Annotated in this window: 24 protein-coding genes and 1 pseudogene; 10 read left to right on the top strand and 15 right to left on the bottom strand. The window is 59.0% G+C overall.

Annotated features, from left to right (window positions below; genetic code table 11):
- Positions 1-21 precede the first annotated feature (21 nt).
- From ACQ4LH_RS12725 to purM, 3 genes are read right to left on the bottom strand one after another with little or no spacing between them, the layout of a single operon-like run.
- On the bottom strand, positions 22-738 hold the full coding sequence (locus ACQ4LH_RS12725) for a DUF3108 domain-containing protein (protein ID WP_430697495.1): 717 nt from the start codon (positions 736-738) through the stop codon (positions 22-24).
- Positions 739-746: 8 nt separating this feature from the next.
- A complete protein-coding gene (purN, locus tag ACQ4LH_RS12720) occupies positions 747-1397 on the bottom strand; it encodes a phosphoribosylglycinamide formyltransferase (RefSeq protein ID WP_430697494.1) in 651 nt (216 codons plus the stop codon).
- An 11-nt stretch (positions 1398-1408) separates the two neighbouring features.
- On the bottom strand, positions 1409-2467 hold the full coding sequence (gene purM / locus ACQ4LH_RS12715) for a phosphoribosylformylglycinamidine cyclo-ligase (RefSeq protein WP_430697493.1): 1059 nt from the start codon (positions 2465-2467) through the stop codon (positions 1409-1411).
- 311 nt (positions 2468-2778) lie between these two features.
- On the opposite strand from purM, the gene ACQ4LH_RS12710 reads away from it, so the two are divergent.
- The 3 genes from ACQ4LH_RS12710 (at position 2779) to hda (ending at position 5745) form a co-directional block, all read left to right on the top strand.
- A complete protein-coding gene (locus ACQ4LH_RS12710) occupies positions 2779-3828 on the top strand; it encodes a DUF2066 domain-containing protein (RefSeq protein ID WP_430697492.1) in 1050 nt (349 codons plus the stop codon).
- A gap of 124 nt (positions 3829-3952) precedes the next feature.
- Positions 3953-5044 (top strand): AI-2E family transporter, encoded by a 1092-nt coding sequence (locus tag ACQ4LH_RS12705; protein WP_430697491.1) that lies wholly within the window; start codon positions 3953-3955, stop codon positions 5042-5044.
- Entirely contained in the window at positions 5041-5745 is a 705-nt protein-coding gene (gene hda / locus ACQ4LH_RS12700) for a DnaA regulatory inactivator Hda (protein ID WP_430697490.1), read from the top strand. The genes ACQ4LH_RS12705 and hda overlap by 4 nt, the downstream gene beginning before the upstream one ends.
- Before the next feature lie 8 nt (positions 5746-5753).
- Here the strand turns inward: hda and ACQ4LH_RS12695 are convergent, their stop codons facing one another.
- Genes ACQ4LH_RS12695 through arsC form a run of 4 tightly spaced genes read right to left on the bottom strand, consistent with a single transcriptional unit; the run spans position 5754 to position 7792 of the window.
- Positions 5754-6434, bottom strand: coding sequence for an alpha/beta fold hydrolase (locus ACQ4LH_RS12695; RefSeq protein WP_430697489.1), 681 nt, complete (start codon positions 6432-6434; stop codon positions 5754-5756).
- Positions 6434-6844 carry a DUF2069 domain-containing protein gene (locus ACQ4LH_RS12690; protein ID WP_430697488.1) on the bottom strand — a complete coding sequence of 137 codons (411 nt, stop codon included), beginning with the start codon at positions 6842-6844 and terminating at the stop codon, positions 6434-6436. Before ACQ4LH_RS12690 ends, ACQ4LH_RS12695 begins: the two co-directional genes overlap by 1 nt.
- Entirely contained in the window at positions 6837-7442 is a 606-nt protein-coding gene (wrbA, locus tag ACQ4LH_RS12685; protein ID WP_430697487.1) for an NAD(P)H:quinone oxidoreductase, read from the bottom strand. Before wrbA ends, ACQ4LH_RS12690 begins: the two co-directional genes overlap by 8 nt.
- A complete protein-coding gene (arsC, locus tag ACQ4LH_RS12680; RefSeq protein WP_430697486.1) occupies positions 7439-7792 on the bottom strand; it encodes an arsenate reductase (glutaredoxin) in 354 nt (117 codons plus the stop codon). The genes wrbA and arsC overlap by 4 nt, the downstream gene beginning before the upstream one ends.
- A 104-nt stretch (positions 7793-7896) precedes the next feature.
- Here arsC and ACQ4LH_RS12675 point away from each other — a divergent pair, with 104 nt between their 5' ends.
- Both ACQ4LH_RS12675 and ACQ4LH_RS12670 read left to right on the top strand, forming a co-directional pair.
- Complete coding sequence (locus ACQ4LH_RS12675) at positions 7897-9126, top strand: virulence factor BrkB family protein (protein WP_430697485.1); 1230 nt, start codon at positions 7897-7899, stop codon at positions 9124-9126.
- Between the two features lie 167 nt (positions 9127-9293).
- A complete protein-coding gene (locus ACQ4LH_RS12670; protein ID WP_430697651.1) occupies positions 9294-9515 on the top strand; it encodes a hypothetical protein in 222 nt (73 codons plus the stop codon).
- Positions 9516-9564: 49 nt separating this feature from the next.
- Here ACQ4LH_RS12670 and ACQ4LH_RS12665 read toward each other — a convergent pair whose 3' ends face one another.
- Complete coding sequence (locus ACQ4LH_RS12665) at positions 9565-9957, bottom strand: hypothetical protein (RefSeq protein ID WP_305589340.1); 393 nt, start codon at positions 9955-9957, stop codon at positions 9565-9567.
- A 139-nt stretch (positions 9958-10096) separates the two neighbouring features.
- The gene (locus ACQ4LH_RS12660; protein ID WP_430697483.1) at positions 10097-11506 is read right to left on the bottom strand and encodes a PilZ domain-containing protein; all 1410 of its coding nucleotides are present in this window, start codon (positions 11504-11506) and stop codon (positions 10097-10099) included.
- Between the two features lie 30 nt (positions 11507-11536).
- Between ACQ4LH_RS12660 and ACQ4LH_RS12655 the strand changes: the two genes are divergently transcribed.
- Together ACQ4LH_RS12655 and ACQ4LH_RS12650 are read left to right on the top strand one after the other, a co-directional pair.
- Complete coding sequence (locus ACQ4LH_RS12655) at positions 11537-12016, top strand: TlpA disulfide reductase family protein (protein ID WP_430697481.1); 480 nt, start codon at positions 11537-11539, stop codon at positions 12014-12016.
- A 3-nt stretch (positions 12017-12019) separates the two neighbouring features.
- A complete protein-coding gene (locus ACQ4LH_RS12650; protein WP_430697480.1) occupies positions 12020-12295 on the top strand; it encodes an acylphosphatase in 276 nt (91 codons plus the stop codon).
- A 160-nt stretch (positions 12296-12455) separates the two neighbouring features.
- Here the strand turns inward: ACQ4LH_RS12650 and ACQ4LH_RS12645 are convergent, their stop codons facing one another.
- From ACQ4LH_RS12645 to ACQ4LH_RS12635, 3 genes are read right to left on the bottom strand one after another with little or no spacing between them, the layout of a single operon-like run.
- Positions 12456-13028, bottom strand: a complete 573-nt coding sequence (locus tag ACQ4LH_RS12645) for a transglycosylase SLT domain-containing protein (RefSeq protein WP_430697479.1) — start codon at positions 13026-13028, stop codon at positions 12456-12458.
- A gap of 7 nt (positions 13029-13035) precedes the next feature.
- Positions 13036-13989 carry a hypothetical protein gene (locus tag ACQ4LH_RS12640; protein ID WP_430697477.1) on the bottom strand — a complete coding sequence of 318 codons (954 nt, stop codon included), beginning with the start codon at positions 13987-13989 and terminating at the stop codon, positions 13036-13038.
- A gap of 26 nt (positions 13990-14015) precedes the next feature.
- Complete coding sequence (locus ACQ4LH_RS12635; RefSeq protein WP_430697476.1) at positions 14016-15731, bottom strand: proline--tRNA ligase; 1716 nt, start codon at positions 15729-15731, stop codon at positions 14016-14018.
- A 115-nt stretch (positions 15732-15846) separates the two neighbouring features.
- Here ACQ4LH_RS12635 and ACQ4LH_RS12630 point away from each other — a divergent pair, with 115 nt between their 5' ends.
- Positions 15847-16254, top strand: a complete 408-nt coding sequence (locus tag ACQ4LH_RS12630; RefSeq protein WP_430697650.1) for a PaaI family thioesterase — start codon at positions 15847-15849, stop codon at positions 16252-16254.
- A gap of 65 nt (positions 16255-16319) precedes the next feature.
- Here the strand turns inward: ACQ4LH_RS12630 and ACQ4LH_RS12625 are convergent, their stop codons facing one another.
- Complete coding sequence (locus ACQ4LH_RS12625) at positions 16320-17573, bottom strand: OprD family porin (protein ID WP_430697474.1); 1254 nt, start codon at positions 17571-17573, stop codon at positions 16320-16322.
- A 760-nt stretch (positions 17574-18333) separates the two neighbouring features.
- On the opposite strand from ACQ4LH_RS12625, the gene ACQ4LH_RS12620 reads away from it, so the two are divergent.
- Both ACQ4LH_RS12620 and ACQ4LH_RS12615 read left to right on the top strand, forming a co-directional pair.
- Complete coding sequence (locus ACQ4LH_RS12620) at positions 18334-18759, top strand: HIT family protein (RefSeq protein ID WP_430697473.1); 426 nt, start codon at positions 18334-18336, stop codon at positions 18757-18759.
- Between the two features lie 3 nt (positions 18760-18762).
- Positions 18763-18969, top strand: coding sequence for a SlyX family protein (locus ACQ4LH_RS12615; RefSeq protein WP_160015123.1), 207 nt, complete (start codon positions 18763-18765; stop codon positions 18967-18969).
- 54 nt (positions 18970-19023) lie between these two features.
- Here the strand turns inward: ACQ4LH_RS12615 and ACQ4LH_RS12610 are convergent, their stop codons facing one another.
- Together ACQ4LH_RS12610 and ACQ4LH_RS12605 are read right to left on the bottom strand one after the other, a co-directional pair.
- The gene (locus ACQ4LH_RS12610; RefSeq protein ID WP_169852850.1) at positions 19024-19248 is read right to left on the bottom strand and encodes a cold-shock protein; all 225 of its coding nucleotides are present in this window, start codon (positions 19246-19248) and stop codon (positions 19024-19026) included.
- Between the two features lie 57 nt (positions 19249-19305).
- Positions 19306-19626 (bottom strand): annotated as a pseudogene (locus tag ACQ4LH_RS12605) (cold shock domain-containing protein membrane protein); the annotation flags it as partial.
- Positions 19627-19661: the final 35 nt, after the last annotated feature.

Raw genomic sequence — 19661 nt, 5'->3', positions numbered from 1 at the left:
GGCTTTTTTCATCGGACTAACTCAGTCCTGGCGACCTTCAACGGCTTTGCCGTCGACTGTGCCTTCCTTGAGCATGATCTGGTATTCCTTGCCGTCTTTCTCGACCTGATGCAGGCGCACCAGCAGGAATTCCCAATCCTTGGCGAACCAGAGGATGGTCTTGCGGCTGCTCTGGGTCGGGTCGCGCACGCGCTCGACCTTGATTGCGTCGATCAGGCCAGCCTGGGTGCGTACGGTTTCCTCACCCAGTACGCGGAAATCATAGGTTTCCACTTCATCGCCATCGACCACCTGGTAGCTCATGCTTTTTGTGCCGGCGGCCACGTCGTATTGCAGGGCCAATTGGTAGGTCGACTTGTCCAGCAGGCCACGGTTCAGCGGTAGGCGTACCGGTGTGTCGCGGTCACTGCCGATCACCTGCTTGGCGCTCCAATCGAAGTCATGCTCGATCTTCTTGCCCTTGCCCAGGCCGTTGCGCTCATACAGGTAGGTCTGCGGCAGGAATACCGCATTATCTACGCGCAGGGTGCTTTGTTCGGTCAGGCTGGCAACCAGCATCGAGGCTTCGAAGTTGAGCTGCCACAGCCCGTTATCCAGGGCTTGCAGACTGCGTTCGGCGCTGCCGCTGACAGGCAGTTGCTTCCAGTCGGCGGTGTAGCTGGCAGAGAAGGGTTTCAGCTCGACGGCCAATGCCGGCAGGCAGATTAACGATAGTGCGAACAGTAAGGCGCGACCCATGGTGTCTCCTAAGTTCGAATAAGGTGTCCGGTACTCGGTAACAGGTGCTCATCCAACATTGCCCCTTGCGCCGTCAGCTGCAAACGGCCTTCGGAAAACCAGCGTACGGCCAGCGGGTAAATCACATGCTCTTGCTCGTGTACGCGCTGCGCCAGGCTGGTGGGCGAGTCATCCGACTGTACCGGTACCACTGCCTGTACGACCAGTGGTCCGCCATCGAGTTCCTCGCTGACGAAGTGCACGCTGCAGCCATGCTCGCTGTCACCGGCGTCCAGAGCCCGCTGGTGGGTGTGCAGGCCTTTGTATTTCGGCAGCAGCGAAGGGTGGATATTCAGCAGGCGTCCAGTGTAGTGACGAACGAAGCCGGGCGTGAGGATGCGCATAAAACCGGCCAGCACCACCAGCTGCGGATCAAATGCATCAATGGCCTCGACCAGCGCGGCATCGAAGGCTTCGCGGCCGTCGAACTGCTTGTGGTCGAGCACGGCGGTGGCGATGCCAGCCTGTTTTGCGCGTTCCAGGCCGTAGGCATCGGCGCGGTTGGAAATCACCGCGCTGATCTGTGCCGGGTTGCCGTCATGGGCGATGCTGTCAATCAGCGCCTGCAGGTTGCTGCCGGAGCCGGAGATCAGCACCACCACATTGCAGTCTATTGGCATCGGTACCGACATTAGTGCTGTTTCAGGTTGTTCAGCACGACCTGGGCGGCACCTTCGGCAGCTGTGCCGATCTGGCCGATCACCCACGGCTGCTCGCCAGCGGCGGTAAGGGTTTGCAGAGTGATTTCGACCTGATCCTGCGCCACGCAGATAACCATGCCGACGCCGCAGTTGAGTACGCGGTGCATCTCGTGCTCATCCACATTGCCTTTTTCCTGCAGCCAGTCGAATACCGCTGGGCGAGTCCAGCTGGCCACGTCGACCACTGCTTGTGCGCCTTTTGGCAGCACGCGCGGGATGTTGTCGAGTAGGCCGCCGCCAGTGATGTGGGCCATGGCTTTGACTGCGCCAGTGTCCTTGATCAGTTTGAGCAGCGGTTTGACGTAGATACGGGTAGGCGCCATCAGCAGGTCGGTCAGCGGCTTGCCGTCGACCTGGGTGCTTTCGATTTCAGTACCCGACACTTCGATGATCTTGCGGATCAGCGAGTAGCCGTTGGAGTGCGGGCCGGAGGACGGCAGGGCGATCAGCGCGTCACCAGCGGCGACTTTCGAGCCGTCGATGATTTCGGCTTTTTCCACCACACCGACGCAGAAACCGGCCAGGTCGTAGTCTTCGCCTTCGTACATGCCTGGCATTTCCGCGGTTTCACCGCCAACCAGGGAGCAGCCAGCCAGTTCGCAGCCGGCGCCGATGCCGGTAACCACGGTGGCGGCTACATCAACGTTGAGCTTGCCGGTGGCGTAGTAGTCGAGGAAGAACAGCGGCTCGGCGCCACACACCACCAGATCGTTAACGCACATGGCGACCAGGTCCTGGCCGATGCTGTCGTGCTTGTTCAGGTTCAGTGCCAGGCGCAGCTTGGTGCCGACGCCGTCAGTGCCGGAGACCAGCACAGGTTGCTTGTAGCCAGCCGGGATCTCGCACAGCGCGCCGAAGCCGCCCAGCCCACCCATGACTTCCGGACGCGCGGTGCGCTTGGCCACGCCTTTGATGCGTTCGACCAGGGCTTCGCCCGCGTCGATATCTACACCTGCGTCCTTGTAGCTGATGGAGGGTTGCTTGCTCATAGATCCAGGCCTTTAGGGGAAATTCGGATTGGCACCGCCGCTTGTGGCGGCGGTCTGCGAAGGCGCGCGATTTTATCAGGCTTACCCGGCAGCGGCCACCCGCTAAGGTTGCGGCTGTTGGGGCGGCTGTTTAAGCTCGAAATCTGGTTGTTGTTGGCAGTCTGCGGCTGAAAAGGGCTTTGGAGTGCGCCTTAACAGCACCTAAACTCGCACTCTTGAGCCACCGCCGCCTGCTTTATGTGGCGTGGGTTGGCTGCAACTGTTGTTAAACCTGGCCTGCGCGCCACTTTCCGTCCGTCGAGAATTCATCCATGCGTTTGACCGCTCGCCTGCTTCTAGTCTGTTTGTCGCTGTCCGGCCTGTCGGCGTTTGCCGCGCCGGTGAGTGATCTGTACCAAGTCCGCGAAGCGGTCAGCAGCCAGCAACCGGAAGAGCGCGCTGCCGCCCTGAGCCGCGCGCTGGATACCCTGGTGTTGCGCCTGACCGGCAAGGCCGATGCTGCGCAGAACCCGGCACTGGCGGAGCTGCGCAAGGACCCGCAACAGATTGTCAGCCAATATGGCTATGAGGGCGAGCAGCTGCTGGTCGACTTTGACCCGCTGAGCACCGATCGCAGCCTGCGTCAGGCGGGCCTGTCGCTGTGGGGCGCAAATCGCCCGAGCATTTTGCTGTGGTGGCTGAGTGATGCCAGCGACGGTAGCCGTCTGCTCGGTGATGGCCAAGCTGCTGCCGCACCACTCAACCAGGCCGCGCAGCACCGTGGTCTACCGCTGCGCTTGCCGTTGGCCGATCTGGCCGAGCAACTGGTGGCGGTACCGGAAAACCTCACGGCGAATGATCCGGCTACCCTGCGTGAAGCCTCCGAACGCTACGCCGCCGATGCCTTGCTGGCAGTGATGGCGAGCGAAGCAAACGGCCAGTGGCAGGCTGAGTGGCGCCTGTGGCTGGGCGATGAGCGGGAGCAGGGCACTGTGCAGGGCGCCGATCAAGCCGCGTTGGCCGATGCCATTCTGTTGGCGGTCAACCAGCGTCTGGCGCCACGCTTTATTGTCGCAGCCGGCGCCGCCAGTGGTCTTACCGTGGAAGTGCAGGGTGTTGACCTGGCGCGCTACGCCGAATTGCAGCGCATTCTTGAGCCGTTCGCCGCGCAACTGCGCAAGGTTCAGGGCGACACGCTGACCTTTGCGGTCAATGCCAATGCCGAACAACTGCGTGCGCAATTGGGCCTGGCGCGCTTGCAGGAAGTACCGGCAGAAGCCCCAGTGCTCGATGCCAGTCAGTCGGTTACGCCGCCGGCTACTGCGGCTGAGCCCGCCGCCGCAGTGGTAGCCCCTGACAATGTGCTGAGGTTTCGCTGGTAGACTGCGGCTATTACATCCGGCCCCTGACTTGAAAACCGCAGCTATCGAGCTGCGGTTTTCTTATGTAACGGGTCTCGCGGTTTGAGTATTTCTGGATAAAACGTTGGCATATGGAGCGCAGGGCATGATCGATTCGCATCGTTGGATATGGATAGTCGGGGCGCTGCTGCTGTGCGGCCTGTTGTACCTGCTGGCGCCGATTCTCTCGCCGTTTCTGATCGGCGTTCTGCTGGCTTATATGGGCGACCCGTTGGTCGACCGTCTGGAGCGCTGGAAAATGTCGCGGACCTGGGGCGTGGTGGTGGTCTTTGCACTGATCACCCTGATCATGGCCATCCTGCTGCTGGTATTGGTGCCCATGCTGGGTAAGCAGCTGGTGCGCTTGTACGAGTTGATCCCGGAGATGCTCGACTGGGCACAGAACCAGGCCCTGCCATGGGTTCAGCTCAAACTGGGCCTGAACGAAGGCTTCTGGCGCTTTGATCAGTTGAAAACCGCGCTGTCCGGGGAGCTGGGTAAAACCACCGATATCGTCGGCATGCTGCTGTCCACGGCCACCTCTTCAGGCTTAGCGCTGCTGGCCTGGCTGGCTAACCTCGTGCTGATTCCGGTAGTGAGCTTCTACCTGATGCGCGACTGGGACCTGATGGTCGCCAAGCTGCGCAGCTTGCTGCCGCGCGGCCGTGAAGGCCTGGTTGTGCAGCTGTTCGGAGAGTGTCACGAAGTGCTCGGCGCCTTCCTGCGCGGTCAGTTGCTGGTGATGCTGGCGTTGGGTGTGATGTATGCCACCGGCCTGATGGTGATTGGCCTGGAACTTGGTTTACTGATCGGCGTACTGGCAGGTCTTGCCAGTATCGTGCCGTATTTGGGCGTGGTGGTCGGCATCGGTGCGGCATTGACGGCCGGCCTGTTTCAGTTCGGCATGGACCCTTACCCACTGGTGGCCATCGCTGCAGTCTTTATCGTCGGGCAAATGCTCGAAGGCATGCTGCTGACACCGATGCTGGTGGGCGATCGCATTGGCCTACATCCGGTTGCCGTAATCTTCGCGATCATGGCCGGCGGCCAACTGTTCGGCTTCACCGGCGTTCTGCTGGCCCTGCCGGTGGCAGCGGTGATCATGGTGTTAGTGCGTCATCTGCATGATTTCTATAAACTTTCCGATCTTTATGGTGAGCCAGCCAGCGGTTCCGACGAGCCGCCCAATCCAGCATGACACCCATACAACTGCCTTTAGGTGTGCGTCTGCGCGATGACGCCACTTTCGCCAATTACTATCCCGGAGCCAACGCTGCGGCGTTGGGCTATGTCGAGCGTCTGTGCGAAGCCGATGCCGGCTGGACGGAAAGCCTGATTTATCTGTGGGGCGGTGAGGGTGTGGGGCGTAGCCACTTGTTGCAGGCTGCGTGTTTGCGCTTTGAGCAGCGTGGCGAGCCGGCGGTATACCTGCCGTTGGCTGATGTGGTCGAGTACGGCCCTGCTTTACTGGATAATTTGGAGCAGTTCGAACTGGTTTGTCTGGATGATCTGGATGCAGTGGCGGGGCGTAGTGACTGGGAAGAGGCATTGTTCCACCTGTTCAATCGCTTGCGCGACAGTGGCCGTCGCCTGTTGCTGGCCGCCAGCACTTCACCGCGCGAGTTACCGGTACAACTGGCTGACCTGCAATCGCGCCTGACCCTGGCGCTGGTGTTTCAGCTACAGTCACTCTCCGATGAGGACAAGCTGCGCGCCTTGCAACTGCGTGCTTCACGCCGGGGCCTACATCTGAGCGATGAGGTTGGGCGTTTTATCCTGACTCGCGGTGAGCGCAGCATGAGTGCGTTGTTCGATTTACTTGAGCGCTTGGATCAGGCGTCACTGCAGGCTCAGCGCAAGCTGACAATTCCCTTTCTTAAAGAAACCCTCGGTTGGTAGCGGCCTGTCTAATCAGCCGGCAGTCCGGTAATAAAGCGCTCTATAGCATCTGCACAAGCCTGTGGCTGGCTCTGCAGAAGGAAATGCGGGCCATCCAGTGCGATCTCGGTTAGCTGTGTGCAGCATGTCTGCAGGCTGGTCTGAGCCTTACGGGTTACCAGCCTGTCTTGCTTGGCCAGTAGGTGCAGTGCCGGCAATTCGAGCTGCAATGCGGGTTTCTGTAATTGGCTAAGGCTGTGCAGGCGTGCTCGCAGTAAGAGCGTGGGTAGCCTCTGAATTTCTTTGCGCAGTATCAGAGTCAGTTCGGCGCTGGTTTGGCCATTCAGGCAGAACAGGTTTAACAAGGTATTTTGCTCGAGTAGCCAGCGCGGCAGAGGTAGGTACTTGATCAGCGGTAGTAGTGGATGCGGCCGACTCAAGAATGAGGCGGTGAAGATCACGCCGCGCAAGCCAGGTGGTTGTTGTAGGGCCAGTTGATACGCCAGCGGTCCGGAAAAAGATTCGCCAAGCAGTACGTAGGGTGTGTTGCCGAGTTTGCTCAACAGCAGACCAGCCAAAGCCTTGGGGGCTTGGCTGCCCTGGCTCGGCAGTTCGAGTGTCTGTACTTCCAGTGCAGGACTCAGGTGGGCCAGTAAAGGCTCGAACAGGGTGCTGCTGCCATTGAGGCCGGGGAGCAGCACCAAGCGCATCAAGCCTCCCCTGCCAACTTGCGCTCGTACTGAAAGCGCCAGCGGGTAAACATCAGGGCTGCGCAGAACAGGCTCAAACTCAGCCCCGTCAGTAACCAGCCGTAAACCGCCTTGTTCGGGTCGAAGGCTGCGAGTACGCCCTGGATAAAGTACAAATTCACCACAAAGCAGGCCCAGGCGTGGGCGCGGGCGTTGCCGATGATCAGGCCGGGAGCCAGCAATAGCAGGGGCGCGAGTTGTACGCCGAGGATCACCCAGAGCAGTTTGCTGGGCACGTTGGCGAACCACAGGTTCCACGCCAGCAACAACGCGGCGAGGCTAAAAAAACTCAGCAGGCTGACCGCGCGGCTGATGCTCAGGCGCGGTTGCAACCATTCCAGGGACGGCAGCGGTTTTGCGATTTTAGCCACGGGCGCTCTCCAGTTTTGCCGCGATTTGCGCCAGGCGTTGGCCGAGTGCACGGCACAGGGCGGTTTCATGTTCATCAAGGGCGCGTTTGTTATCGGCGCCGGCGTGGTGGCTGGCACCATAAGGCGTGCCGCCGCCACGGGTTTCCAGCAGCGCGGATTCGCTGTAGGGCAGGCCCGTAATCAGCATGCCGTGGTGCAGCAGGGGCAGCAGCATCGACAGCAGGGTGGTTTCCTGGCCGCCGTGCAAGCTGGCGGTGGAGGTGAATACGCCGGCGGGTTTGCCGACCAGGCTGCCGGTCAGCCACAGGCCACTGGTGCCATCGAGGAAGTACTTGAGTGGCGCGGCCATATTGCCGAAGCGGGTCGGGCTGCCGAGTGCCAGACCGGCGCAGTTCTTCAGGTCATCCAGGCTGGCATACAGCGCACCTTCGACCGGGATATCCGCAGCCACTGTTTCACACTCGGCAGATACCGCAGGCACTGTGCGCAAGCGCGCTTCCAAGCCGCCCATTTCTACGCCACGGGCAATCTGTCGGGCCATTTCCGCAGTGGCGCCATGACGGCTGTAATACAGCACCAGAATGTAGGGCGCGCTCACGGCAGAATCTCCAGAATGTTTTCAGGTGGGCGACCGATGGCGGCTTTGTCACCGACTACCAGAATGGGCCGCTCAATCAGTTTTGGCTGGCTGACCATGGCTGCGATCAGCTGTGCGTCAGTCAATTGCAGATCGTTCAGGCCGAGGGTCTTGTATTCCTCTTCGCCGGTGCGCAGCAGTTGCCGCGCGCTGATGTCGAGCTGGCCCAGTAGCTCTTGCAACTGTTCGGCGCTGAGCGGTGTTTCCAGGTAGCGCACGATGGTTGGGGTGAGCCCGCGGTCTTCCAGCAATTGCAATGCGCTGCGTGATTTGGAGCAGCGCGGGTTATGGTAGAGCGTCATAGCGGTCATGTTCGGGTCGCCTGTTACCTTCGATGGCGGCTATTCTAACCGCTTACGGCACCCGCGCCTGCGCCTGAGCAGGTAGCTGGGATGCAAATGGCTAAGGAGAGGGCATGCTGCAGCGCGTTAACAACCTGTTGGAGTTCTGGCGTTTTTTATTGCAGCGCTTTATTGCCGACCAAGGCACCAGTAATGCGGCAGCCTTGACCTACACCACGCTGTTTGCGGTGGTGCCGATGATGACGGTGACCTTTTCCATGCTCTCGGCCATTCCGGCGTTCCAGGATACCGGCGAGCAGATTCAGAGCTTTATCTTCCGCAACTTCGTCCCGTCTGCTGGTGAAACCCTGCAGCAATACCTGCGCGACTTCACCGCTCAGGCGCGCCAGCTGACCTGGATTGGTGTGGGGGTGTTGGCCGCGACGGCGTTCTGGATGCTGGTAACCATCGAGAAGACTTTCAACACCATCTGGCGCGTGCGCCAGCCGCGTCGGGGTGTCTCGAGCTTTCTGCTGTACTGGGCAATTCTCAGCCTGGGGCCCTTGCTGCTCGGTGGCGGCTTTGCCATCAGTACTTACTTTACCTCGCTGTCGCTGATTTCCGGGCCGGATGCCTTGCTCGGGGCTCAGGTCGTTCTGAAGTTTATGCCGCTGCTGTTTAGCGTGGCCGCATTCACTCTGTTGTATGCCACGGTGCCGAATGCTCAGGTGCCGGTGCGGCATGCGCTGTTGGGCGGTTTGTTTGCGGCGATTTTGTTCGAAGTGGCGAAGATGTTGTTCGGTCTGTATGTGCGCCTGTTTCCTGGTTATCAGTTGATTTATGGCGCATTTGCCACGGTGCCGCTGTTTCTGTTGTGGATCTATGTGTCCTGGCTGATTGTGCTGTTTGGCGCCGAACTGGTCTGCAACCTGGGTTTTTCCCAGCAATGGCGTAAGCGTGCGGTGCCGCGTTTGCTGATGGCGCTAGGGGTGTTGCGGGTATTCTACGAGCGTCAGCAGTCGGGTTTGAAAGTGCGCTTGCTGGATGTGCAGCGCCAGGGCTGGTCGCTGGCGGAGCATGAATGGGAAGAGATTCTGGTGTTTCTTGAGCAGCAGAAGCTGATTGCGCCTACCGGTTCCGGCGCCTGGGTGTTGAGCCGCGATCTGGGCCATTATTCGCTGCAGCAACTGCTGAGCCACAGTCCCTGGCCGATGCCCAGGGCGGAGAATTTGCCCGAGCAACTCGACGAAGTCTGGTATCCCGCTTTGCGCAGTGGCTTGGTGAAACTGCAGGAAGAGCAGGCGGCGCTATTTGGGGAAGACCTGGCGAAGTGGCTGCAGCCAGAGGTTGAACCATCAAAGTGACGTAAAACGTCAGTTTGCGGCGTTGTGCTGATGGCGCATGATGGCACTGGCGACCATGAAGGTCGCTAAACGCGGTTAAAAGGAAGCTGGCACGCTTCTGGCTATCTGTCTTGCAGATAGCGATCAGGTTGCCAGCAGGGCAGGGATTGGCGGAGTGTGAAGGCGTTATGACAGCCAATAAAGGCAAAGTGATTCATCTGTATCAACGTGATCCGCAAGAGGCCCTCGAGCGCCTTAATCGCATCACCGGCTTGCGCTTCAGCAGCTGGCCGCAATCCTTGGTCAATTCCAACCCGTCTGAGCAGCCCGATATTTCTGGCTCATCTGAAGCTGTTGCGCAGCCTGATTCCGGCGCCAAGTGCGGACCTGCAGAAATGGTTTCTGGCTAAATGCAAAACCCCGCGTCGATGCGCGGGGTTTGTGTGTCGCAGAGTGCTATCAGGCGAGGGCTTGGCGGCTATCGGTTTGTGGCAATTCGACCGCTTGTACAAACAACTCTTCAACCACCAGGCTGGTCGCCGGTACGGCAGAGCGCAGACGCACCTGCATTTCTTCGATCTTCAGCTTCACCGGCAGGCGGGCCACGCTGGAAAGCAGGATCTTGCTGTGCTGATTGACCTTGCCATGATCGACCATCACTTCACGGCGGGTGGTGCCGTCGCGGTAGCTGATGAGCAGGGATACAGGCAGGTTGGCCAGTCCCGGCAGGTGCAGCCAGGCGGCTACGTTGAACTCAGCGACGCGCCCTTCGTAGGGGGTGACCTGTAAGCGGGCGAGATTGACGATGGCAGATGGCACAGGGCCGACCAACTTATCGAGGGCTTGGGTCATGGTTGTGTTCCAGGCTAATAACGGATCGCATCAAGCGTGAGTGCGATGAATTATAAGCTTGGCCCACCCGATGAAACTGTGCGCTCGGCCGACGTTCGGCGTGACCTTTCTCGCACTTTTAGCGTATTGGCAAAAAGGCTTAGGCCAGCTGCATCGGGTAGCGGGTGACGGATGCGGTGACCAGATTGGCGGTCGGCAGTGGCAGGATCGCCTGATTGTGCGCGCTGGCCAGCTGCAGCCAGACATTTTCCCCTTCAACAAACTGTCCATTGGGCAGCCATAAGCCATGGTGCCAGCCATTACCTGGTGCCGGGGTGCTCTGCAGCACGCCTGGGTGAGTCTGGGCGCTGGGCGCGCGCCGCAGCCATACCGGACGCGGCAGGCCTTTCAGGTAGCGCAGGCCAAGGTGCAGGCCTTCGCTATTCAGATGCCTCCACCGTACCAGGGCCAGGGTCGGTGTATCGCTGCCGGTGAGCAGCAGTACCAGCTGGCCAACCGACAGCTGCGCGGCTTGGTCGGCATTACACAGCAGACGTGCACCGCCTGCGCTGGCGTCGAGCATCTGAGCGCTGGTGCGCAGTGGCCGCTGTTCCAGTAGCTGCGCATGGATGCCGGGCAGGCCGACGATAAGGTTGCATTCGGAACTGTGGTCGGCGCGGGTATGTCGACGTTGCTGGCGCCCCAGCCAGTGTTGTTGTACGCGCTCCAGCAGTTGGCGTTCCGCCTTGCTTTGTAGCGGTGCGGGATCATGCAGGGCCACCAGCAGGGCGCCCAACTCGAAGCGGCGTAAACAGTCCACGCTGCCTTCTGGCGTCTGGGCATAACTCAGGCAGGGTTGCGCCTCGGTCAGGTCAATGGTGGGCCCTTCGATCTCATCGTCCTCGTCCCAGGGCAGCAAACGCGCCAGACCTGCCAGTGGCGAGAGTGCACCGAACAGGAGTTCACATTCACCATCGGCGAGGTGGAATGGATTGCTTAAGGCCAGCAGCAGCATCTGCTGATAAATGCCACGCAGTGTGTTCGCCGGTTGTGGGGTGAACGCTGCTGCCACTGGCTCGTCCAGGCAATCCTGATGCTCACCGATCCAGTACAGTAGGTGGCTGTCACGCCACAGGCTGGGCGGCGGCTCCTGATACAGCTGATAGTGACGCAGCAGGCTCTGGGCGAGAAAGTGCTGAGCCATATACAGGCACCAGGCCAGGTGCGGGCGTGATGGCTGGCGGCCCTGGAGGATTTGCAGCAGCAGGCGTTTGAAGCCGATGGCCAGTTCACTGCACAGGTGCACGAACAAGGCCGTGGGGGGATTCTCGCCTTGATAGGCCTTGCTGTAATGGCGGTACTGATCGCTGAAGCTTTGCAGTGCACGCTGCCTTTCGAGTAAGGTCATGGCGCTGCGGTTTAGTCTGAAGAGCAGGCCGAGCGCCTGCTGCAAGGCCAGTTCTGGCGACTGCAGGCGGGCCTGGGCCAGCTGCTCATTGAGGTCGGCTAGCGGCGCGACATCGGTTTCGAGGATGTCTGGCACTTCCAGGCGCAAGGCATCTAATGTCATATCAACCTTATGGAATCAGGGAGCGAATGCATGGGAATGCGTTTCCAGGCGATCATTCGTGCTGTTGCGGGTGTAGGCATAGGTCTGATTCTGGCCGGTTGCGCTGAAGACATAGGCGTCGATCAATATGGACGAAAGGTAGCGGTTGAGCGCCTGGAAGGCCAGTGGTTAGTGATTAATTACTGGGCGCAGTGGTGCGCACCTTGTCGCACCGAGATTCCCGAACTCAATGCCCTGGAGCAACAGCTCAAGGAGCAATCCGTGCAGGTGCTCGGGGTGAATTTCGATGCGCTGCAGGGGGAGAAGTTGAACCAGGCCGCGCAAGACATGGGCATCAGTTTCACCGTGTTGGCGCAGGACCCGGCCGAGCGCTACCAGTTGCCGCGTGCCGAGGTGTTGCCGGTGACCTATATCGTCGACGATCAGGGGCGTATGCGTGAGCGCTTGCTGGGTGAACAAACGGCTGCCGGTCTGACGGCTCGCCTTATTGCACTCAAGGCGGAGGGCTAGTCCGTGGCGCGTACTTGCATGCATGGTTACGTCAGCGGCCGCGTTCAAGGCGTGTGCTTTCGCCAGACGACTGCGGAGCAGGCTGAGCGGCTTGATCTCGATGGTTGGGTACGCAACCTGGCCGATGGCCGGGTCGAAGTGCTGTTCGAGGGTGATGAAGCTGCGGTGGCTGAATTGACGAGCTGGTTGCAGCACGGGCCGCAGGCTGCCGAAGTTACCGCGCTGGAGCTGCAAGAGCAGGCGCAGCAGGGGATTACCGGATTTATCGTGCGGCGCTGAGAACCTGTTTACGATCTGCTGCGCGTCGGCCCTGCTGCGTAACAGGCTCGGAATGCTCATGTACAACAGTATACTCCGCTTCCTCGCCGCTTTGACCAGCCGAAGGTAGCGCCTTGTAGGTCTCTAGCTCGCGAGATCGTAATACAGGTTCATTTACCAATTACGGTTTGACATACCAGAAGTCGTGCCAGAAACCGACCACCTTGGCTGAGTAGGTGTGCTTGCCCAGGCTGCCGTTATAACGCGCCAGTGCGCGGTTCAGGTCGCCGTTTTCCTTGCGTAAATAGAAGCTGAGAATGGTGCAGCCATAACGCAGGTTGGTGGCGTTGTCGGTGAGGTTGTCTTGCGGGCGGCCCAGTTCGGCTTTCCAGAAGGGCATCACCTGCATCATGCCCTGAGCGCCGACTGAGGAGATGGCGAAACGGTCGAAATGGCTTTCGGCATGAATCAGGGCGATTACCAGATCGGGACGCAAGCCGGCCTTGCTGGCTTCGCGATGCACCAGGCGCAGCAGGCTCAGACGTTCCTCGGCATCCGGGATATAGCGGCGCATGCGTGTGGACATATCCAGCAGCCAGACTTCGGCCTCGAAGCGATCCTGAAAGCTGTCGGCCTGGGCTACGGTCTGTTGTAGCAGTGTGCGCAGTTCCGGCTCTGGCGCTTGACGCACTTCGGCATAAGTCGCGCCGCAGAGCAGCAGGCCGAGTAGGGCGCAGGTCAGGCGCTGCCGCATGGGGGCGTCAGTCGTTGCCAGGATCGGCGACCAGGCGGCCGGCGTCTTTGGTCAGGGCCTGGAGGAAAATCTTCTGCAGTTCCGGATCGTTGCGCGTCAGCTCGATCAGGCTCTGTTCCAGTTCGCTGGCTTCCTCTTCGAGGCCCAGCTCCGACAGGCGTTTGACCCGATGCACCCATTGGGCAACGTCATCACCCTCAAGGTCGTTGTAAATCAGGTCATGGGCTTCCTGTAGCTTGCCACGCAAGGTGCGGCTGACCAGCAGGGAGGCATCGGCGCGCGCCGAGCCTTGATCATCTTCAACCGTCAGCAGCAGCGTGCTGATAAGGGTGACATCTTCTTCGGCAAACGGGCTGTCGAGCAGGTTAAGGCGCAGGATGCCATTACGGTCGGTCAGCAGTTCGTGGTTCTGTTCACCTGCTTTAACCCGCACCGGGCGTTCGGCCCATGGCAGGCTGGAGTATTCCATGCGGGCATCCTGGCGATGCTCCTCAAGGCTGGCGAGGTTCTGCTGCGAGCGGCCGTTGGACTCGACGTTCATTGCCGGGTTGAGCCCGGCAAAGCCGTAGCTGATCCAGTCCTTGGTGGCGCTGTCGGGTAGGCTGCCGAGCAATACCACGTTCAGTACGTTTGCGCCGATACCGCCGACCACCGCCAGTGCTCCCAGCGGCACTTCATAGAGTTCGCGCCAGGGCTGGTAAGGGGTGTAGCGGTCATAGCGGCGCGTCACGTCAAACGCCGTGACCTCGAAAGTCTTCTGCTCATGCACGCGCACGCGGCGTTGCGGCAACTCCAGCACGCGTGGCTCACCGACATCGATCTGCAGGCTGTGATCGAGCAGTTTGCGCTCGACGCGCTCCTCGTGCTCGCTGCGTTGCGGCAACTGGTTGGCGCAACCGCTGAGAAGCAGAGAGCCACCCACAAGGGTGGCGATGAGGCTGAAGGTGTTTCGCTTGAACATGACGACTCTTGCTAAAGGGGCTGAGATCAGTGGCTGATACGGGCCTGGATAAAGCTCAGGATGTCGGCGACAGGCACGGCCTGGGCGTCGGTTTCCTTGCGGCTCTTGTACTCCAGGTTGCCTTCGGCCAGGCCGCGATCGCTGACTACGATGCGATGCGGGATGCCGATCAGTTCCATATCCGCGAATTTGATGCCTGGGCTGGTCTTTTTGTCACGGTCATCGAGCAGTACTTCGAAACCGGCAGCGGTAAGCTCGGCATACAGCTTGTCGGTGGCTTCGCGCACGGCATCGGTTTCATAACGCAGCGGCACCAGGGCGATATGGAAAGGCGCCAGGGCGTCATTCCAGAGAATGCCGCGGTCATCATTGTTCTGCTCGATGGCAGCCGCCACCACGCGGGAAACCCCGATGCCATAGCAGCCCATGGTCAGGGTCACCGGCTTGCCGTTCTCGCCGAGCACCTGGCAGTTCAGCGCTTCGCTGTACTTGGTGCCCAGCTGGAAGATATGCCCTACCTCAATGCCGCGTTTGATTTCCAGGGTGCCTTTGCCATCCGGGCTCGGGTCGCCAGCCAACACGTTACGCAGGTCCGCTACTTCCGGCAGCGGCAGGTCGCGCTCCCAGTTCACGCCGAAATAGTGTTTGTCGTCGATATTGGCGCCGGAGGCGAAGTCGCTCATCAAGGCAACCGAGCGGTCGATGACGCAAGGGATCGGCAGATTGACCGGGCCCAGTGAGCCAGGGCCTGCGCCGATGGCCGCGCGAATCTCGGCTTCGCTGGCAAAGACCAGCGGACTAGCAACCAGCTCCAGGTTGGCGGCCTTGATCTCGTTGAGTTCGTGGTCGCCGCGTACTATCAAGGCGACCAGGGTGCCTTTTTTGGCGCCGTGCACCATCAGGGTCTTGATGGTTTTCTCGATGGCCAGGCCAAAGCCTTGAACCAGCGCGTCGATGGTCTTGGTGTCCGGAGTTTCAACCATGCGCATGGCTTCGCTGGCGGCTGCGCGTGCGGTTTCACGAGGCACAGCTTCGGCTTTCTCGATATTCGCGGCGTAATCGGAGCTGTCGCTAAAGGCGATATCGTCTTCGCCGGAGTCGGCCAGTACGTGGAACTCGTGGGAGCCAGTACCACCGATCGAACCGGTATCAGCCTGCACAGGGCGGAAATTCAAGCCCAGGCGGGTGAACACGTTGCAGTAGGCCTGGTGCATGCGGTCATAGGTTTCTTGCAGCGAAGCCTGGTCGACGTGGAAGGAATAGGAGTCCTTCATGATGAATTCGCGGCCGCGCATCAGGCCGAAGCGCGGACGGATTTCGTCGCGGAACTTGGTCTGGATCTGATACAGGTTGATCGGCAGCTGCTTGTAGCTGTTCAGCTCATTGCGCGCCAGATCGGTGATAACTTCTTCATGGGTCGGGCCGGCGCAGAAATCGCGGCCGTGGCGATCCTTCATGCGCAGCAGCTCCGGGCCGTATTGTTCCCAGCGACCGGATTCCTGCCACAGCTCTGCAGGTTGAATACCGGGCATCAGCACTTCCAGGGCGCCAGCGGCATTCATTTCCTCGCGGACGACTTTCTCAACCTTGCGCAGCACGCGCAGGCCCATGGGCAACCAGGTGTACAGGCCGGAAGCCAGCTTGCGGATCATGCCGGCACGCAGCATCAGTTGATGGCTAATCACCACGGCATCGGATGGGGTTTCTTTCAGAGTCGAGAGCAGGAACTGGCTGGTACGCATATTTGGCTGTTCTGTCGGTTGCAAGAGATTTTGAATGGCCCGCATTGTACGGTGCCTGTACAGATGCGTACAGGATGCTGGCGTGTGCTTATAAAAGGAGGGGAGTGTGTCGATATTGACGGCGGAACAGGTGCAGGCGCTGATTCGGGCGGGACTGCCGATGGCAGAAGACATCAACTTGTGTATCGACCGGCTGGACGCTGTTGGCGCACTGGCGCGCGTGCCATTTCACAGCAAATTGATTCGACCCGGCGGCACCTTGTCCGGGCCAACCATTATGGCGTTGGCGGATGCAGCGATGTATGCGGTGGTGCTGGGCAGTCTCGGCCGGGTGGAAATGGCTGTGACGTCTAATTTGAATATCAACTTTCTGGTTAAACCCAAGCCGGTTGATCTATTAGCCGAAGCGCGGATATTGAGATTGAGTCGCAGGCAGGCTGTTTGTGAAGTCTCTGTTTATTCTCAGGGTAATGAAGAGGAGTTGGTGGCGCATGTAACTGGGACTTATGCGTTGCCGTTGTAAGTTTTCAGCAGGCAAGAAAAAGCCCGACCTAGGTCGGGCTTTCTTTACCAGCTAAACGGTCTTGATTACAGAACGCTCAGTGGGTATTCAACGATCAGACGGAAGTCATTCATGTCGGGAGTGTCGTAGTGAGCATTTTGTGCGCTGTTGGCGCGGTAAATGGCATTACGAATGCGGAAAGACAGGTCTTTAGCCGCACCTTCCTGAATGACGTATTTGGTTTCGAAGTTGAACTCGTGTTCTTTACCTTCTTCGCCCAGGCCGGTCTCGATATTGGTGCCATAGATGTAGCGGGTCATGAAGCTCAGGCCCGGCACGCCATAGGTGGCCATGTTGAGATCGTAGCGAACCTGCCAGGATTGCTCATCTTCACGGTCAAAGTCGGAGATCTGAACGGAGTTGGCCAGCCAGATGGTGCCGCCGCCGTCAACGCCATAGGCATAAGCGGTGTCGCCCGAAGAGCGCTGGTGTGCCAGTGTGAAGGTATGAGCGCCCAGGTTGTAAGCAGCAGCCAGGCTCCAGATCTTGTTGTCCACTTCACCCGACAGTTTGCGGCCGTCGTCATTAGTTCTGTAGAAGTTAAAGTCGAAGTTCAGTCCTTGGTCTTCAGCCAGGGGCAGGTTGTAGTTCAGGTTGGCATATTGCTTCTTGAAGTGATCTTCAACATCGGATGCGTGAATGGCACCGCTGAAGTTGTCAGTGAAGCTGTAGCTGGCGCCAACGATGTTGGCCTCGGTCAGTTCGCGGCCATCACGACCGGTAGGTGCTTGGCGGCTGATTGCAGTGAAGCGACCAGCGGTCAGCTCCAGGCCTTCGATTTCGTTGCTGGTGATCAGGGTGCCGGTGGCAACCTCAGGCAGGATGCGGCTGTCGTCGGTGGAGAGCACCGGGCTGCCTACAAACTGGTTACCGTGCTTGAGTACGGTGTCGGATACGCGGAATTTGATTGCGCCGCCAACTTCAGTTTGAGTGTCTTCTGCGCGGCCATCACTGTCCTGGGAGAATTGACCGAGACCTGCGCGACCACGACCGGTGTCCAGCTTGATGCTGCTCAGTGAGTGAGCGTCGAAACCAACACCAACGGTGCCTTGAGTGAAGCCAGACTCGAGCAGAAGGCGTATGCCAAGGCCGAACTCTTCGCTCGTACGGCTGTCGGCAATGTTTTTGTAGTCGCGGTTGTGGTAAAGGGCGCGATTGAAGATATTGAAGCTGCTGTCTTCAACAATGCCTTTGGATTCGGACTGGCTGGATGCCACTGCCATTTGGGTAGTGCCCGCTGCTACTGCGAGGGCGATTACGCTCCACTTCATCACTTGCATCGTGATTGCTCCTTTGGTTTAGAAAAGTTGCGCCGTCCGGCTGGTTGTTATAAGGACGACTCTTTCTTTTTGTGTCGGCGGTAACTTATAGCACGCTGCCAATGTTGGCGATAGTTGCAATCTATTCATTACGATTTCTTCACGGCTGTGTCGCAAAAGCTTATGAATCATGTCGCATTTTTGTAGATGCAGCTGCGTGCTAGGAAGCCAACGCTAACGGATTTTTGCGCTTGCTCGCAGGTTGCTTTCGGCAGCCAAACGGTGCAATGCGATTCGTCACGGATTGCTTAGCAATAGTCGTGCACAAAACTCTAAAGGCCAATTTTTTATCCTCGAATTGGCCTGTGCTGTCAGGTTTTCGGGGGTTACATTGGTTTGTTGGTGGTTTTTCAGGGGTTCTTTCTATTTTTGTGGCCGGAGAAAGGGCTTTTAGGCGACCGCTTCTGCTCGGTTTTCAGTGGGTTGCTGTCGTGTAGGTGCCCTGTGGAGCCTGGCGACTGCCTGAGGATTACCGAAGGGAACAGTTTTGGTGCGTGCGGTTGGGGTGGTTTTTGTTGAGTGCTGTCTATTGGTGCGTGGAGGGCGAGGGTTGATCGTGGGTGTCGGGTTCGCTGCTTCGGCGTATCCTTCACAGCTGCTATTTGCAGGTTCTGATTGCGGTTTGGCGGTTTATTAGCTAGCCCGGGTTCAGTTGTTGTCGCTCGATCTGTTCGGTGTCGATCAGGGCCGAGTTAGTAGGTATGTCTTAAAGGTAATAGTTATGTTTGTTCTGGATTCGCGGTTGCAGCAGGATACTGTTTGGTTGGGTGATTACCCATTATGCAGTTTGCTGTTGATGAATGATGCGCAGTACCCCTGGTTTATCCTAGTGCCGCGACGTGAAGATGTCAGTGAGTTGTTTCAGCTGGGCGCGAGTGATCAGTCGCTGCTCTGGCGGGAAACTACTGGCCTTGCTGAGGTGCTCAAGGACTGTTTTGCGGCAGACAAGATGAATGTCGCGACCTTGGGTAATGTCGTCAGTCAGCTGCATATGCATGTCATCGTGCGGCGCCGCGAGGATGCGGCTTGGCCTGCGCCTGTATGGGGGCGTCATCCCGCTCAGGCATATACTGCTGAGCAGTTGGCGGCGCTGAAAGCCCGTTTACGCCTGGTTTTGACCGGGGATTTTTGTTTTGCTGAGAGCTGATTGGTGGAAATAGAAGAACGCATCAACGATCTGCAAAGCCGGCTGGCTTTTCAGGACGACACCATTCAGGCGCTCAACGATGCGCTGGTGGCGCAGCAGCGACTTCTGGAGCGCTTGCAGCTGCAAGTAGCGGCATTGATCAAGCGCCAGGATGAGGTGAGTTCGCAGTTCGGTATGGCTGAGGATGAGGCGCCGCCGCCCCATTATTGATTGGTTATAAAACGCAAAAGGCCCGCAGTGTGCGGGCCTTTTGCATTTATGCGATTAACGCCGCGCGGGGAGTGCGGCGATGACGTCTTCGGCTTGCAAGCCTTTGTCGCGTTGCATTACGGCGAACTCGACCCGCTGGCCTTCGACCAGTACACGGTGACCTTCACCGCGGATGGCGCGGAAGTGCACGAATATATCGTCACCCGAATCGCGGGAGATAAAGCCGAAACCCTTCGAGGTGTTGAACCATTTTACTGTGCCTGTCTCGCGGTCGCCCAGGTCCTGCGAGCTTGAGGTGTTGCGCGATTTCAGGCGCAGGTTGGCGGCCAGGTGTACGGCTACGGCGGCTGCGATGATAAGCAGGCTAAACAGGCTGGCCGGTTGGTTGGCAATGACGGGCAGCGGGGCGAGCAAAATCAAGGCTTGTAGCAGGGTGCCGAGGACCAGTAAGGCGGAAACCAGATTTTGCGCTTGATGACGCAGGCCGGCGTGCCAGATGGGCAGTTGCGGAGCAAGTAGCAGGTTCAGCAGGCCGAACAGGGCAAGGCACAGTGCGCTGGGTTGCTCTAAGAATGACTGTGGTGTGTTACCGAAGGATGGCGCAAAAGAAAGTAGCAGGGCGATAGCGCCCGTCAGAAGGTGGACAATTTTCAACATGTTCGATGAGCTCGCTTAATTTAAAGAGTCAACAG

It is taken from the genome of Pseudomonas peli (assembly GCF_050563605.1).
Classification (GTDB): Bacteria; Pseudomonadota; Gammaproteobacteria; order Pseudomonadales; family Pseudomonadaceae; genus Aquipseudomonas; species Aquipseudomonas peli_A.
This window is presented reverse-complemented; position numbering and strand designations above follow the sequence as displayed.

Coding starts and splice junctions, on each gene's coding strand:
- arsC (WP_430697486.1), bottom strand. CDS start 7,792: ATGACCGCTATGACGCTCTACCATAACCCGCGCTGCTCCAAATCACGC.
- ACQ4LH_RS12665 (WP_305589340.1), bottom strand. CDS start 9,957: ATGACCCAAGCCCTCGATAAGTTGGTCGGCCCTGTGCCATCTGCCATC.
- ACQ4LH_RS12695 (WP_430697489.1), bottom strand. CDS start 6,434: ATGCGCTTGGTGCTGCTCCCCGGCCTCAATGGCAGCAGCACCCTGTTC.
- ACQ4LH_RS12725 (WP_430697495.1), bottom strand. CDS start 738: ATGGGTCGCGCCTTACTGTTCGCACTATCGTTAATCTGCCTGCCGGCA.
- ACQ4LH_RS12635 (WP_430697476.1), bottom strand. CDS start 15,731: ATGCGTACCAGCCAGTTCCTGCTCTCGACTCTGAAAGAAACCCCATCC.
- ACQ4LH_RS12705 (WP_430697491.1), top strand. CDS start 3,953: ATGATCGATTCGCATCGTTGGATATGGATAGTCGGGGCGCTGCTGCTG.
- ACQ4LH_RS12710 (WP_430697492.1), top strand. CDS start 2,779: ATGCGTTTGACCGCTCGCCTGCTTCTAGTCTGTTTGTCGCTGTCCGGC.
- ACQ4LH_RS12655 (WP_430697481.1), top strand. CDS start 11,537: ATGGGAATGCGTTTCCAGGCGATCATTCGTGCTGTTGCGGGTGTAGGC.
- ACQ4LH_RS12625 (WP_430697474.1), bottom strand. CDS start 17,573: ATGCAAGTGATGAAGTGGAGCGTAATCGCCCTCGCAGTAGCAGCGGGC.
- ACQ4LH_RS12620 (WP_430697473.1), top strand. CDS start 18,334: ATGTTTGTTCTGGATTCGCGGTTGCAGCAGGATACTGTTTGGTTGGGT.
- purN (WP_430697494.1), bottom strand. CDS start 1,397: ATGCCAATAGACTGCAATGTGGTGGTGCTGATCTCCGGCTCCGGCAGC.
- hda (WP_430697490.1), top strand. CDS start 5,041: ATGACACCCATACAACTGCCTTTAGGTGTGCGTCTGCGCGATGACGCC.
- ACQ4LH_RS12640 (WP_430697477.1), bottom strand. CDS start 13,989: ATGTTCAAGCGAAACACCTTCAGCCTCATCGCCACCCTTGTGGGTGGC.
- ACQ4LH_RS12675 (WP_430697485.1), top strand. CDS start 7,897: ATGCTGCAGCGCGTTAACAACCTGTTGGAGTTCTGGCGTTTTTTATTG.
- ACQ4LH_RS12670 (WP_430697651.1), top strand. CDS start 9,294: ATGACAGCCAATAAAGGCAAAGTGATTCATCTGTATCAACGTGATCCG.
- purM (WP_430697493.1), bottom strand. CDS start 2,467: ATGAGCAAGCAACCCTCCATCAGCTACAAGGACGCAGGTGTAGATATC.
- ACQ4LH_RS12660 (WP_430697483.1), bottom strand. CDS start 11,506: ATGACATTAGATGCCTTGCGCCTGGAAGTGCCAGACATCCTCGAAACC.
- ACQ4LH_RS12645 (WP_430697479.1), bottom strand. CDS start 13,028: ATGCGGCAGCGCCTGACCTGCGCCCTACTCGGCCTGCTGCTCTGCGGC.